This window comes from Starkeya sp. ORNL1, from assembly GCF_012971745.1.
Classification (GTDB): Bacteria; Pseudomonadota; Alphaproteobacteria; order Rhizobiales; family Xanthobacteraceae; genus Ancylobacter.
Genome location: NZ_CP048834.1, coordinates 3523656 through 3536718, shown reverse-complemented (window position 1 = coordinate 3536718; position 13063 = coordinate 3523656). Strand labels below are relative to the sequence as shown.

Below are 13063 nucleotides of genomic sequence, written 5' to 3'. Positions count from 1 at the left end.
TTGATGAGTTGCTTAAAGGGCGCTTCCTCGTACTGTCGCGCGACCGGGGCGGTTGGGGGCGAGCATGTTTTCCTGCACATCGGCTGACGACGTATCGGGCCACACTGGTTGCCTGTGCCACCGGCCGGAGATCCGGGCGCTCACGCGGCGCATCGATGCGGACCTGACCCGCCGCGGCTTTGTCGCCGGCATGGCAGCATCGGTCGCGGCCATGGGCTTGTCGAAGCCGGCTTTGGCGCAGGCGCCGCCGGCGCCGCCACGGCCCATCCTCTTCACCAATGTCCGGCTGTTCGACGGCAAGTCCGCGACCCTTCGCGAAGGCGTGAGCCTGCTGGTCGAGGCCGGCCGCATCAAGGACATCGCCAACGGCACCCCGGCGGCGCCGGAGGGCGCGCGGGTGATCGACGGCAAGAGCCGGGTGCTGATGCCCGGCCTGATCGACATGCACTGGCACGCCATGTTCGCTGCGCTGTCGATCCCGGCGCTGATGACCGCCGATATCGGCTATGTGCATCTCGCCGCCGCGGCGGAGGCGGAGCAGACGCTGCTGCGCGGCTTCACCACCATACGCGACCTCGGCGGCCCATCCTTCGCGCTGAAGCAGGTGATCGACGAGGGCCTGGCTACGGGGCCGCGCATCTATCCCTGCGGCGCCATGATCACCGGCAGCGGCGGCCATGCCGATCTGCGCGCGGTTGGCGAATTGCCGCGGGCGGCCGGAACGCCGGGCACGGCGGAGCAGACCGGCGGCATGGCGATCGCCGACGGCGCCGACGAGGTGCGGCTGCGGGTACGCGAGCAGATGCTGCAGGGCGCCTCGCAGATCAAGATCGTGGGCGGCGGCGGCGTCTCCTCGCCGCGCTCGCCGCTCGACGCCACCACCTTTTCCGAGCCCGAGGTGCGCGCCGCCGCGGAGACCGCCGCCGACTGGGGCACTTATATCGCGGTGCACGCTTATGCGTCGCCGACCATCCAGCGCGCGATCATGGCCGGCGCCGCCTGCATCGAGCACGGCCACCTGATGGATGACGCCACCGCGGCGCTGCTGGCCGAGCGCGGCCTCTGGCTGAGCACCCAGCCCTTCGTCGGCGATGACGATTCGGTACCGCTGACCGGCCCGAGCCGGGCGAAGCAGATCCAGGTGTTCGCGGGCACCGACAACGTTTACCGGCTGGCGAGGAAATACGGCATCCGGACGGCGTTCGGCTCGGACCTCTTATTCTCGGCGCGGCTGGCGCGGCGCCAGGGCACCATGCTCACCCATCTCGCCCGCTGGTACAGCGCGGCCGAGGCGCTGACCATGGCGACCGCCACCAATGGCGAGTTGCTGGCGCTGTCCGGCCCGCGCAATCCCTATCCCGGCAGGCTGGGCGTGCTGGAGAAGGACGCGTTCGCCGACATGATCCTGGTCGACGGCGACCCGCTCGCCAATCTCGCGCTGATCGGGGATCCGGAGAAGAACTTCGTCCTCATCATGAAGGACGGGAAGATTTACAAGGACACGATCGGCTAGTCCGTTATCCCGGACGGCCGAAAGCCGATCCGGGACCGCGGGAAGGTGTGGCGCGAGACTTCGCGCGATCCCGGCTCTTCGCTGCGCTGCGGCCGGGATGACGGCTGAATCGAGCCGAAAAAGAGAGATTACTCCGCCGCGACCTCGCCGCCGGCGGCGCGTTCCTCCGCGTCCTCGATGGTCTTGAGCGCGTCGGGGTGCGGCATCGAGATGATGTTGTAGCCGGAATCGACGAAATGCACCTCGCCGGTGACGCCGCTGGCGAGCTCGGAGAGCAGGTACAGCGCGGCGCCGCCGACTTCCTCGATGGTCACGGTGCGGCGCAGCGGGGCGTGGCGCTTCTGGTAGTTGAACATCAGCCGCGCATCGGTGATGCCGGCGCCCGCCAGCGTACGGATCGGCCCGGCCGAGACCGCGTTCACCCGCACGCCCTGAGGGCCGTAATCGGCGGCCAGATAGCGCACGCTCGCCTCCAGCGCGGCCTTGGCGACGCCCATGACATTGTAGTTCGGCATCACCCGGGTCGAGCCGCCATAAGTCAGCGTCAGGATCGAGCCGCCGCGCGGCATCAGGGCCGCGGCGCGCTTGGCGATCTCGGTGAAGGAGAAGCAGGAGATCACCATGGTGCGGGTGAAATTGGTCCGCGTGGTGTCGGCGTAGCGCCCCTTCAACTCGTTCTTGTCGGAGAAGCCGATGGCGTGCACGACGAAATCGATGGTGCTCCATTTGGCTTTCAGCGCGTCGAACGCAGCGTCCACCGAAGCGAGGTCCTCGACGTCGCAGGGCAGCACGGTGTCGGAGCCGAGGCTCTGGGCCAGCGGCTTGACGCGGCGGCCGAGCGCCTCGCCCTGATAGGTGAAAGCGAGTTCCGCTCCCTGCGCGGCCAGCGCCTTGGCGATGCCCCAGGCGATGGAATGGTCGTTGGCGACCCCCATCACCAGACCGCGCTTGCCCTGCATCAGGCTCATCGAAGAACTCCTTCGCCCGGACATGGCGGGCAACTTATTGATCTGGAGTACTTATCTGTCGTCAACATGACGACGTGCGAACGCATAAAGTTCCCGTCAGGCGTCGGGATGCTGCAGGACGAGCACGGCATTGGTGCCGCCGAAGCCGAAGCCGTTGGAAAGCACGCGTTCCAGCTTCGCATTGTCGATGCGCTCACGCGCGATCGGCATGTCGGCGAAGACCGGATCGAGTTCCTCGATGTGCGCGCTCTCGGTGATGAAGCCGTTCTGCATCATCAGGATGGAGTAGATCGCCTCGTGCACGCCGGTGGCGCCCTGGGAGTGGCCGGTCAGCGCCTTGGTGGCGGAGATCGGCGGGCACTTGTCGCCGAACACCGCGCGGATCGCCTCGATCTCCTTGAGATCGCCGATCGGCGTCGCGGTGGCGTGGGGGTTGATGTAGTCGATCGGTCCCTTGACGCTCTGGAGCGCCAGCTTCATGGCGCGCGCCGCACCTTCGCCGGAGGGCGCCACCATGTCGGCGCCGTCCGAGGAGGTGCCGTAGCCGACGATTTCGGCATAGATGCGCGCGCCGCGGGCCTTGGCGTGCTCCAGCTCCTCGAGCACCAGCACGCCGGCGCCGCCGGAGATGACGAAGCCGTCGCGGTTCTTGTCATAGGGGCGGGAGGCGACCGACGGGCGATCGTTGAAATCGGACGACATGGCGCCCATGGCGTCGAATAGCACGGACAGCGTCCAGTCGAGGTCCTCGCAGCCGCCGGCGAACACGATGTCCTGCTTGCCCCACTGGATCTGCTCGGCGGCGTTGCCGATGCAGATATTGGTAGTGGCGCAGGCAGCGGAGATCGAATAGCTGGCGCCCTTGATCTTGAACCAGGTGGACAGCGTCGCCGAGGCGGTGGAGCTCATCGCCTTGGGCACCGCGAACGGGCCGACCCGCTTGGGGCCCTTCTCGCGGGTGATGTCGGCGCTCTCGACGATGGTGCGGGTGGAGGAGCCGCCGGAGCCCATGATCAGCCCGGTGCGCTCATTGCTCACTTCGTGCGGCTCCAGCCCGGAATCGCGGATCGCCTGCTCCATCGCAACATGGTTCCAGGCGGTGCCGCCGCCGTGGAAGCGCATGGCGCGGCGATCGACGATCGCGGCGGCGTCGAGCTGCGGGGCGCCATAGACCTGGCTGCGGAAACCGAGATCGGCATAGGACTGCGAGCGGCTGATGCCGCTCTTCGCCTCGCGCAGGGAGGCGAGAACCTCCTGCGTCGAGTTGCCGATGGACGAGACGATGCCCATACCGGTGACGACGACACGGCGCATAGGCTTCCTACTCCTCAAGGGTCACGGCGGGCGGCGGAGAAGGCCGACGGACGCCCGCGGACGCGATCTTCCTGTGCGATCATTTCAGATCAGAGACGAACCGGCGAGATGGTCGCCGCCGGTGCGGACTGCAAGTGTTCGGATGGCGAATGCGAGGCCCGGTCGCGATCGCCGCGCTCAGGTCTGGAACAGCCCGACCTTGAGATCGCTGGCCCGGTAGATCACCTCGCCGTCGGCAGCCAGCCAGCCATCGGCGATGCCGAGCACCAGGCGCGAGCGCATCACCCGCTTGAAGTCGATGCCGTAGACCACCTTCTTCATCGTCGGCAGCACCTGGCCGGAGAATTTCACCTCGCCGAGGCCAAGCGCCCGCCCGCGGCCCGGCGCGCCGAGCCAGCCGAGATAGAAGCCGACCAGCTGCCACATGGCGTCGAGGCCGAGGCAGCCGGGCATCACCGGGTCGCCCTGGAAGTGCACCGGGAAGAACCAGAGGTCCGGCTTCACGTCGAGCTCGGCGCGCACATGGCCCTTGCCGTTCTCGCCGCCGGTCTCGGAGATTTCGGTGATGCGGTCGAACATCAGCATCGGCGGCAATGGCAGCTGCGCATTGCCTTGACCGAACAGTTCGCCTCGTCCGCATGCGAGAAGGTCTTCGTAATCGAAGCTCGTACGCCGCTCGTCCATCTTCCCCGCACACCGTTCGCAATTCTAGAAGACATGCCGATCCGGCACGCCCGTGTCGATCACTCCCGACCGTTCGGCGCTTCCTAACACAGCCCCAATCGCGCTCAAAGCCACCAACCGGGCCTTGATACGCAAGATGTCACGCGATCGTCACGCGATAATTGCCGGCGTCGGGCCGGCCTTGCATCGTGTCACAGATTGGAATCGTTACGATTATCGGCAGTTCGGTTGCCGAGTGTGCCCGCCTGCCGTTATTATGTAGCCGAAAACCGCTGGCTGGCGGCTGCAAGGTTGCTGGCCACTCATTATATTATGGAAGCCGGCCGCTGGTTCCGTGAAACGCGCCGCCTTCCTTTAGGGACTTGTCGGAAGCCGAGATGAACGAGACCGTCCGTACCGTGCACATGGCAACGCCGCGGGTGATCGTGGAAGACCACGACGTCGCGCTTCCGGTCGCCAAGCTGCGCGACAGTTCGGCCAGCCGCACCGGCTGCCCGTTCCACGACGTGCGCCACATGCTGCGCGACGTCGGCCTGCGGCCCACCCGGCAGCGCCTGGCGCTCGGCTGGCTGCTGTTCGCCAAGGGCGATCGGCACGTGTCGGCGGAAATCCTGCACGAGGAAGCCATCAAGGCGCGCTTCCCGGTGTCGCTGGCCACCGTGTACAACACGCTGCACCAGTTCACCGAAGTCGGCCTGCTGCGCGAGCTCGCGGTCGACGGCTCGAAGACCTATTTCGACACCAATCCCTCGGATCACCATCACTTTTTCGTCGAAGGCGAGAACAATCTCGTCGACATTCCGAGCGCGCATGTCGAAGTCGAGCGCATACCGGAGCCGCCGGAAGGCTATGAGGTAGCCCGCATCGACGTGGTGGTCCGCCTGCGGCCCAAGCGCCGCGCCTGAGATATCGCGTCGCGGCCGAGAAATCGCCGATCATCCTGAAGGCCGGTCGCAGCGACCGGCCTTTTTCATTGGGTGACGCCCAGTCCTTCCAGGCCCCGGGCGATTTCGTCGGGCGTGACATCGCGGATCACGGCGGCTTCGACAACGAAGCCGAGGATCAGCGCCAGCAGCGCTTTTGCCACCAGTCCGCAATCCGCCTCCGCCGCGAGCAGCCGCTCCGAGCGCCAGACCGCCGCGACCTCCATGAGCTGGTCGCGAAAGGCGCGATAGAAGCCGCCCATGGTGGCGCGCAGGGTCTCGTTGCGCTGTGATTCGCTCCAGCCAAGCAGCGCGATGCGCTTCAGGTCGAAGCCCTCCCGCTCGGTGAATGCGACGATCTCGGCCAGGATCGCGGCGACCAGCACGGTCGGCGCCGGGGCCGGGCGGGCGCCGATGACCGGCAGCAGCCGCTCGCGCAGCCCGCCCAGCGATGTCGTCAGCGCGGCCAGGATCAGCTCATCTTTGTTCTTGAAGTAGCTGTACACCGCCCCGGCCGAGAGGCCGGAAGTGCGCACGATGTCGTCCATCGTGGTGGCGTGGAGCCCTTCGCGCTCGAAGCAGCGCCAGGCTGCCTCGAGAATCTGCAGGCGGCGCGCACTGCGCTTCTCATCGGAAATCTTTGGCATGGGATTTAATAAAACGAGCGCTCGTTCTTTACAAGTTTGAAGCTTAAATCTATAAAAGAACGGTCATTCGTTTTTTATGGAGGGCGCGATGATCCGCGTCACGGCGATAGAAACCGGCAAGGCGCGCATGAAGACGGCGCAGCGCACCGGACAGGACGGGCGTAACGGCTTCCAGCGCAAGATCGACATCTTCCGTGATCGCAACTGGGTCAGCCCGTTGCCGATCCTGTGCTTTCTTATCGAGCATCCCGAAGGCCGGTTCCTCGTCGACACCGGCGACACCTGGCGTAACTCGGTGCCCGGATATCTCCCGCGCTGGAATCCCTTCTTCACCAAGGAGGTCTCAATCCGGGTAGCTCCCCAGGAGGAGATTGGCCCGCGCCTCTCCGCCCTCGGCCTCGACCCCGCTCGCGACCTGGAAGCGGTGATCCTCACCCACTTCCACCACGATCACACCGGCGGGCTGGACCATTTCCCGCACAACCGGATCATTGCGCCGCGCGAGAATTACGAGGTCTCGAAGGGCCTGAAGGGCATGATGATGGGCTGCCTGCCGCAGCGCTGGCCGATCTGGTTCCGCCCCGAACTGGTGGAGATGGATGGTCCACCGGTCGGCCCGTTCGCCTCGTCGCACCCCATTACGGAGGATGGGCGCATCTTCCTGGTGCCGACGCCCGGACACGCTAGGGGTCATGTGGCGGTGGTGGTGCGGGCCGAGGACGTCACGTACTTCCTCGCCGGCGACGCCACCTATGACGAGGCGAATCTGCGGGCGGAGAAGGCGGACGGGGTCACCAACGATCCCGCGCTTTCCGTCGCGACCCTGAAGGCCATCAAGGCTTTCGCCACCAACGAACCGACCATCATTCTTCCGGCGCACGACCCGGAAGGCCCGTCGCGTCTCGATCACCGCCAGGTCTTCGCCTAGTGGATGTTATCTCACTCGAATTTTTCGTTCGGATAGACGCCCCACAGCTTCTCCTGCTCGATGAAGCCGTCGAAGCCGTCGCCGAAGAAGCGGCACCAGTGGCTGTCGCAATCCTTGACGCTGCCGAGCACGCCCGGCTCGACCTTGGCCTTGACGCCGGAACCAACGTCGGCCTTGGCGTGCAGCGCCACCGCGCTGTCCTTCAGCCAGGGCCCGACCACGGCGGTGCGCCGGCTGGAGAGCATGGAGTGATAGACCCAGCCTTCGGCGCCTTCCGAATCACGGATGCGCCGCCAGGTTTCGAACTCCGCAGTGATTTCCACTGGCAGGCCGGCGCGGGTAAACACCCAGGCGACGCCCTGGTCCTTGCTCGGGCCGGAGCGGACATTGACCTTGTCGGCCTTGAGGCTGACGAATCGCGGCACCGGCAAGCCGCTGGTGCGGCCCACCGGGCCATTGTCCTGCGCCTGCGCGCGCGCCGCGTGGGAATCGGCAAGGCTGAGCAGCGGCTCCGAAAAAGCCAGCAGCGCCAATGCCATGACGCAGCCTCGCGCCGAGAGGAAGAGCCTCGACGCCTGCCTGTTCCTGCCATTCCGCATGGTCAAACCACCTGTCCGTCCGCCGGCTGAGCGCTGCGAAAGGAGCCCGCCCCGGAGGCTCCGTCAAGACGGCAGCCTGCCGCCCCTCGCACTTTTGTCTTTAGCCGACCCGTCTGCTAAGGAACCCCATCCCGACAGCGGCCGAGTGTCGGCTTTTAGCGTTAACGGGACCTTGATCGCCGACGGGGATTGCAATGGCCCGCAAGAAGCCGCTCGTGGTTGTTACGCGCAAGCTGCCCGACAAGATCGAGACGCGGATGCGCGAATTATTCGACGCCCGGCTGAACGTCGAAGACACTCCGATGACGCAGGCCCAGCTCATCGAGGCGGTCAACACCGCCGACGTGCTGGTGCCGGCCATCACCGACCGCATCGACGCCACGGTGATCGGCCAGGCCGGCCCGAATTTCAAGCTGATCGCCAATTTCGGCAACGGCGTCGATCATATTGACGTCACCGCCGCCACCACCCGCGGCATCACCGTGACCAACACGCCCGGCGTCCTCACCGAGGACACCGCCGACATGACCATGGCGCTGATCCTCGCCGTGCCGCGCCGCCTCACCGAAGGTGCTGCGCTGCTCACCGAGGAGGATGGGGTGTGGCCCGGCTGGTCGCCGACCTGGATGCTCGGCCACCGCATCTGGGGCAAGCGTCTCGGCATCATCGGCATGGGCCGCATCGGGCAGGCGGTGGCACGCCGCGCCAAGGCGTTCGGCCTGCAGATCCACTACCATAATCGTCGTCCGCTGCCCGCGGCGATCGAGGAGGAGCTGGAAGCCACCTATTGGGACAGCCTCGACCAGATGCTGGCCCGCATGGACATCCTCTCGGTCAATTGCCCGCACACCCCGGCGACCTATCATCTGCTCTCCGCCCGCCGGCTGAAGCTGGTGCGGCCGGACGCCTACATCGTCAACACCGCGCGCGGCGAGGTGATCGACGAGAGCGCACTGGCCCGCATGATCGAGACCGGCGAGATCGCCGGCGCCGGGCTCGACGTGTTCGAGCAGGAGCCGGCGGTAAGCCCGAAGCTGCTGAAGCTCGCCCGGCAGGGCAAGGTGGTGCTGCTGCCGCACATGGGCTCGGCGACGGTCGAGGCCCGCATCGACACCGGTGAGAAGGTGATCGTGAACATCAAGACCTTCATGGACGGCCACCGGCCGCCGGACAAAGTGCTGCCGTCGATGATCTAGTCCGTCCGGGCGCCTTGGGATGAGGTCGCTATTGCGAGGCGGGTCACTCACGTTTCCGCCATTAAGCCCTTGCAAACACCGTTCGGAAGAGAGGCGCCGCTGTGGCCGCAGTGTCACAGCGCACGGCGCCAAGCTGCGTTAATTTGCATCTCCTGATCATAGCAAGGTCTCGTCCTCCCGCCCGAGTGTCCCGCATGTTCCTCGCCCGGCTGCGTTCCTTGCCCCGCCTCGTCGGCGCGCTCGCTCTGCTCGTCGCGGTGACGGCGTGCTCCTCGCTGCCGCGTACCCCCTACACCGAAGCCGATGCCACCATGGGCTTGCCCATGGGCATTCCGCATGTGCGCATCTGGGCCGATGGCTCGATGGCGGAACTTGCGCCGGCGCTGCGCCAGTTTCGCGCCGCGCGCGACCGCGCCGGCTTCCGCGACTACTCCATCATGGCGATCTCGGGTGGCGGCGAGGACGGCGCTTATGGCGCGGGGCTGCTGAACGGCTGGTCGGAGCAGGGCAGCCGGCCACGGGAATTCTCCGTAGTGACCGGCGTTTCCACCGGTGCGCTGATCGCGCCCTTCGCCTTTCTCGGCTCGGCCTATGACCACATGCTGACCGAGGTCTATACCCAGACCGATTTCAACGACATCCTCTCCGGCAACCCGATCGCCGGGCTGTTCCGTGAGGGCGTCTACAGCACCGATCCGCTGCGCCGCATGGTGGCGAAATATGTCGATGCCGCCTTCCTGGCACGGGTCGCCGAGGAACACCGCAAGGGCCGGCGGCTCCTGGTGCTGACCACAAATCTCGACGCCCAGCGCCCGGTGATGTGGGACATGGGTGCCATAGCGGACAGCGGAAACCCGCGTTCGGTCGACCTGTTCCGCCGCGTGCTGGTGGGCTCGGCGAGCATTCCCGGCGCCTTCGAGCCAATGATGATCGACGTAGTGCGCGACGGGCGCACCTTCCAGGAGATGCATGTCGACGGCGGCACTACCATGCAGGTGCTGGCGGTGCCGACCAAGGTGGCGGCGGCCGGCGGCGATTTCGTAGGTACGGCGCAGTCGCGCAGCTTCTACGTGCTGCTCAACAAGAAATTCTCGCCGGACTTCGACCTGACCAAGCGCTCGACCTTCGCCATCGCGGCACGCGGCTTCGACACGCTGATGAAGAGCGACACCTACGGCACCGTGCTCGACAGCTACCGCTTCGCGCAGAAGTTCAAATACAAATTCCAGCTCGGCTTCATCCCCGACAGCTTCACCATGAAGGAGCAGGGTGTGTTCGAACGCTCCTACATGAACGCGCTCTACCAGGTCGGGTACGAGGCCGGCCGCCGCGGCGGCGACTGGCACGACGTGCCGCCGGGTTTGTATAATTGAGAGGCTTTTCCGGCTTCAGCATCCTTCGAGGCCCGGCTTTGCCGGGCGCTTCAGGATGAGGTCGTATTTAAGAGCGACCTCATCCTGAGGTGCTCGCGCAGCGAGCCTCGAAAGATGCTCAAGCAGTAAGCGCTCAGCGCCGGTGCGCCGACAGATCCGTGATCGTCGGCGTCTCGCCGGTGAGCGGGTTGTCCGGATCCCAGGCATAATCCAGCGTTTCGAAGCGCATGGTCAGCGTGTCGATCATCAACAGCCGGCCGACCAGCCCCTCGCCGAAGCCAACAATGGCGCGGATCGCCTCCAGCGCGATGAGCGAACCGGCGATGCCGGCAAGCGCGCCGAGAATGCCGGCTTCCGCGCAGGTCGGCACCGTTCCGGGCGGCGGCGGTTCGGGGAACAGGCAGCGATAGGTTGGGTTCGGCGTGCCGTCGGCGCGCGTCTCGTGGGCGCGGATCGTGGTCACGGTGGCGTCGAAGCGCCCGAGCGCGGCGGTGACCAGCGGACGCTTCGCCAGAGCGCAGGCATCCGCCACCAGATAGCGCGTGGAGAAGGTGTCCGAGCCGTCGATCACGACATCGGCGGCGGCGATGCGCTCCAGCGCGTTCTCCGCGGTGATGCGCTCGGCCACTGCCTCCACCACCACATGCGGGTTGAGAGCCGCGATCATCTCCGCCGCGCTCGCCGCCTTGGGCTGGCCGACATTCGGGGTGGTGTGGATAACCTGCCGCTGCAGATTGGACAGCGAGACCTCGTCATCGTCCATCACGGTGAGATGGCCGATGCCGGCGGCGGCGAGATAGAGCAGCGCCGGGGCGCCGAGCCCGCCGGCGCCGATCACCAGCACATGGGCGCGCTTCAGCTTCTGCTGGCCGGGACCGCCGATCTCCCTGAGGATGATATGGCGGGCATAGCGCTCCACCTCCTCGGGCGAGAAGGCGGCGGCGCGGGCGGGCGGGGATGAGCTGGCGGGGGCGTCAGTGGACATGCCGCCTATATAGCCACACCTGCGCCGGGCACCAGACTCAGCGCGCGCCACGCTCCGGATGGAGGCGCGCCATCACCGCCTGCGGGCTGGAATAGGCCTCCTGCAGGTCGACGCTCCAATAGCGCAGCTCGTCGAGCGGGATGGGCTGGCCGGTCACCGCGCAGCGCACGAAGGTGCCGGGCCGCACGACGCGGAAGTCGCCATCGAGATAACGCACCTCGGCTTCGCGCGAGGAGGAGGGAAAGCGTTCGAAGCGGTTCATCCGCTATAAGTTCCTGATATCGATCTGATCCCAGCATAAAGCGCCGGGGCAGGCGGCGACAAGCGCCTGTCAATTCTCGAACAAGGTGGGTTGGTCGGGCGGCGAGCGCAAGCCCGTCTCGCGCGCGTCCTTGTCGCGGGCTTTCGCCGTTCGGCGGCGTGGGGGCGTAGGCGGTTTCACGACGGTTCCCGGCCCGCCGACCACGGCCGGCACGGAGCCATCCGCGAACTGGATATCGAGCGCGTCGCCATTCTGGAGGCTGGCGGCAAGGCGCACCGGGGTGCCTGAGGCATCGCGCACCAGGGCGAAGCCGCGCGCCAGCACGCCCTGATAGGAGAGGGCGTTCAGCATCTTGCCCAGTGCATCGAGGCGGCGTCCGCGCTCGCTAAGCTGGCGGGCGAAGGCGAGGGGCAGCCGCTCGCCCGCCGTGCCGAGCCGCTCGCGGGCGCGGCCGATACGCTCGCCATGCGCGCGGGCATTGGCCTTGAGCGCACTATCGAGCCGCCCGGCAAACAGCGTGAAGCGCTCGCGCCGCCGCTCGATCAGCGCATTGAGCCGGCCGACGCCGAAGCGCGCCTCGACACGGACCAGCATCAACCGGTGCGCCGCGGTATTGGCGCGCAACGCCTTGGGCAGGCGCTGCGAAGCGATGTCGAGCCGCTGCCGGGGCACCGCCAGCAGCGCCTCGCCGCTCGGCAGATGCCGGGCGATCGCCTTCAGGTCGGCCCGGCGCCGGTCATGGCCGCGGGTCATGCAGGCCCGCATCCGGGCACGCAGGCCCTCCACCTCGGCGACGAGTTCCGCGCGCACCGGCACCGCCATCTCGGCGGCGGCGGTCGGGGTCGGCGCCCGCACATCGGCGGCGAAGTCGATCAAGGTCACGTCGGTCTCGTGGCCGACCGCGGCGATCAGCGGGATGTCGCTCTCGGCGGCGGCGCGCACCACCGCTTCATCGCTGAAGCCGAGCAGGTCTTCCAGCGAGCCGCCGCCGCGGGCGACGATCAGCACGTCCGGCCGCGGCACCACGCCGCCGGGGGCAAGCGCGTTGAAGCCGCGTATCGCCGCGGCGACCTCCGCCCCGCAGGTGTCGCCCTGCACCCGCACCGGCCAGACGATGACCCGGCGCGGGAAACGGTCGTTCAGGCGATGCAGTATGTCGCGGATCACCGCGCCGGTCGGCGAGGTGACGACGCCGATCACCGCTGGCAGGAAGGGCGGGCGGCGTTTGCGCTCCGTGGCGAACAGCCCCTCGGCGGCGAGGCGGCGCTTACGCTCTTCCAGCATCGCCATGATGGCGCCGGCACCGGCATAGTCGATCTGCTCGATGACGATCTGGTAGGACGACTTGCCGGGGAAGGTGGTGACGCGCCCGATGGCGACCACTTCCAGCCCTTCCTCCGGTCTCACCCGGAGCCGGCCGAAATTGCCCTTCCACACCACCGCGTCGAGCCGGGCGCCGGCGTCCTTCAGCGAGAAATAGGCGTGGCCCGAAGAGTGCTGGCCGCGAAACCCGGAGATCTCGCCGCGCACGCGCACATGGCCGAAGGCGTCCTCCACGGTGCGCTTCAGCGCCCCGGAGAGTTCCGACACCGTCCAGTCGGGATTGTTGGAAACCGGCGATTCGATAGGGTCGACCATGGATGCAGTCTTAGATGTTTTGGCCGCAAGCGG

Annotated in this window: 13 protein-coding genes; 5 read left to right on the top strand and 8 right to left on the bottom strand. The window is 67.0% G+C overall.

Features of this window, described 5'->3' with window-relative positions; genetic code table 11:
* Positions 1-64 precede the first annotated feature (64 nt).
* Positions 65-1513 (top strand): amidohydrolase family protein, encoded by a 1449-nt coding sequence (locus tag G3545_RS16810; protein ID WP_170014431.1) that lies wholly within the window; start codon positions 65-67, stop codon positions 1511-1513.
* 128 nt (positions 1514-1641) lie between these two features.
* Here G3545_RS16810 and fabI read toward each other — a convergent pair whose 3' ends face one another.
* The 3 genes from fabI to fabA all read right to left on the bottom strand — a co-directional run bounded on the left by fabI (position 1642) and on the right by fabA (position 4479).
* Positions 1642-2481: an enoyl-ACP reductase FabI gene (gene fabI, locus G3545_RS16805; protein ID WP_170014430.1), complete on the bottom strand. Its 840-nt coding sequence runs from the start codon at positions 2479-2481 to the stop codon at positions 1642-1644.
* Positions 2482-2577: 96 nt separating this feature from the next.
* Positions 2578-3795 carry a beta-ketoacyl-ACP synthase I gene (fabB, locus tag G3545_RS16800; protein WP_170014429.1) on the bottom strand — a complete coding sequence of 406 codons (1218 nt, stop codon included), beginning with the start codon at positions 3793-3795 and terminating at the stop codon, positions 2578-2580.
* Between the two features lie 177 nt (positions 3796-3972).
* Complete coding sequence (gene fabA / locus G3545_RS16795; protein WP_170014428.1) at positions 3973-4479, bottom strand: 3-hydroxyacyl-[acyl-carrier-protein] dehydratase FabA; 507 nt, start codon at positions 4477-4479, stop codon at positions 3973-3975.
* A gap of 377 nt (positions 4480-4856) precedes the next feature.
* On the opposite strand from fabA, the gene irrA reads away from it, so the two are divergent.
* Positions 4857-5384, top strand: a complete 528-nt coding sequence (irrA, locus tag G3545_RS16790) for an iron response transcriptional regulator IrrA (protein ID WP_170014427.1) — start codon at positions 4857-4859, stop codon at positions 5382-5384.
* A gap of 65 nt (positions 5385-5449) precedes the next feature.
* Here irrA and G3545_RS16785 read toward each other — a convergent pair whose 3' ends face one another.
* Positions 5450-6049, bottom strand: a complete 600-nt coding sequence (locus G3545_RS16785; RefSeq protein ID WP_170014426.1) for a TetR/AcrR family transcriptional regulator — start codon at positions 6047-6049, stop codon at positions 5450-5452.
* An 88-nt stretch (positions 6050-6137) separates the two neighbouring features.
* Here G3545_RS16785 and G3545_RS16780 point away from each other — a divergent pair, with 88 nt between their 5' ends.
* Positions 6138-6977 carry an N-acyl homoserine lactonase family protein gene (locus tag G3545_RS16780; protein ID WP_170014425.1) on the top strand — a complete coding sequence of 280 codons (840 nt, stop codon included), beginning with the start codon at positions 6138-6140 and terminating at the stop codon, positions 6975-6977.
* Positions 6978-6988: 11 nt separating this feature from the next.
* Here G3545_RS16780 and G3545_RS16775 read toward each other — a convergent pair whose 3' ends face one another.
* Positions 6989-7516, bottom strand: a complete 528-nt coding sequence (locus tag G3545_RS16775; RefSeq protein WP_170014424.1) for an SH3 domain-containing protein — start codon at positions 7514-7516, stop codon at positions 6989-6991.
* A gap of 254 nt (positions 7517-7770) precedes the next feature.
* Here G3545_RS16775 and G3545_RS16770 point away from each other — a divergent pair, with 254 nt between their 5' ends.
* Both G3545_RS16770 and G3545_RS16765 read left to right on the top strand, forming a co-directional pair.
* Positions 7771-8772: a D-glycerate dehydrogenase gene (locus tag G3545_RS16770; RefSeq protein WP_170014423.1), complete on the top strand. Its 1002-nt coding sequence runs from the start codon at positions 7771-7773 to the stop codon at positions 8770-8772.
* A 194-nt stretch (positions 8773-8966) separates the two neighbouring features.
* A complete protein-coding gene (locus G3545_RS16765) occupies positions 8967-10145 on the top strand; it encodes a patatin-like phospholipase family protein (protein WP_170014422.1) in 1179 nt (392 codons plus the stop codon).
* A 133-nt stretch (positions 10146-10278) separates the two neighbouring features.
* Here the strand turns inward: G3545_RS16765 and moeB are convergent, their stop codons facing one another.
* From moeB to xseA, 3 genes are all read right to left on the bottom strand, one after another.
* A complete protein-coding gene (moeB, locus tag G3545_RS16760; RefSeq protein ID WP_170014421.1) occupies positions 10279-11130 on the bottom strand; it encodes a molybdopterin-synthase adenylyltransferase MoeB in 852 nt (283 codons plus the stop codon).
* Positions 11131-11167: 37 nt separating this feature from the next.
* Complete coding sequence (locus G3545_RS16755; protein WP_170014420.1) at positions 11168-11392, bottom strand: DUF2093 domain-containing protein; 225 nt, start codon at positions 11390-11392, stop codon at positions 11168-11170.
* 69 nt (positions 11393-11461) lie between these two features.
* A complete protein-coding gene (xseA, locus tag G3545_RS16750) occupies positions 11462-13030 on the bottom strand; it encodes an exodeoxyribonuclease VII large subunit (RefSeq protein WP_170014419.1) in 1569 nt (522 codons plus the stop codon).
* Positions 13031-13063 lie beyond the last annotated feature (33 nt).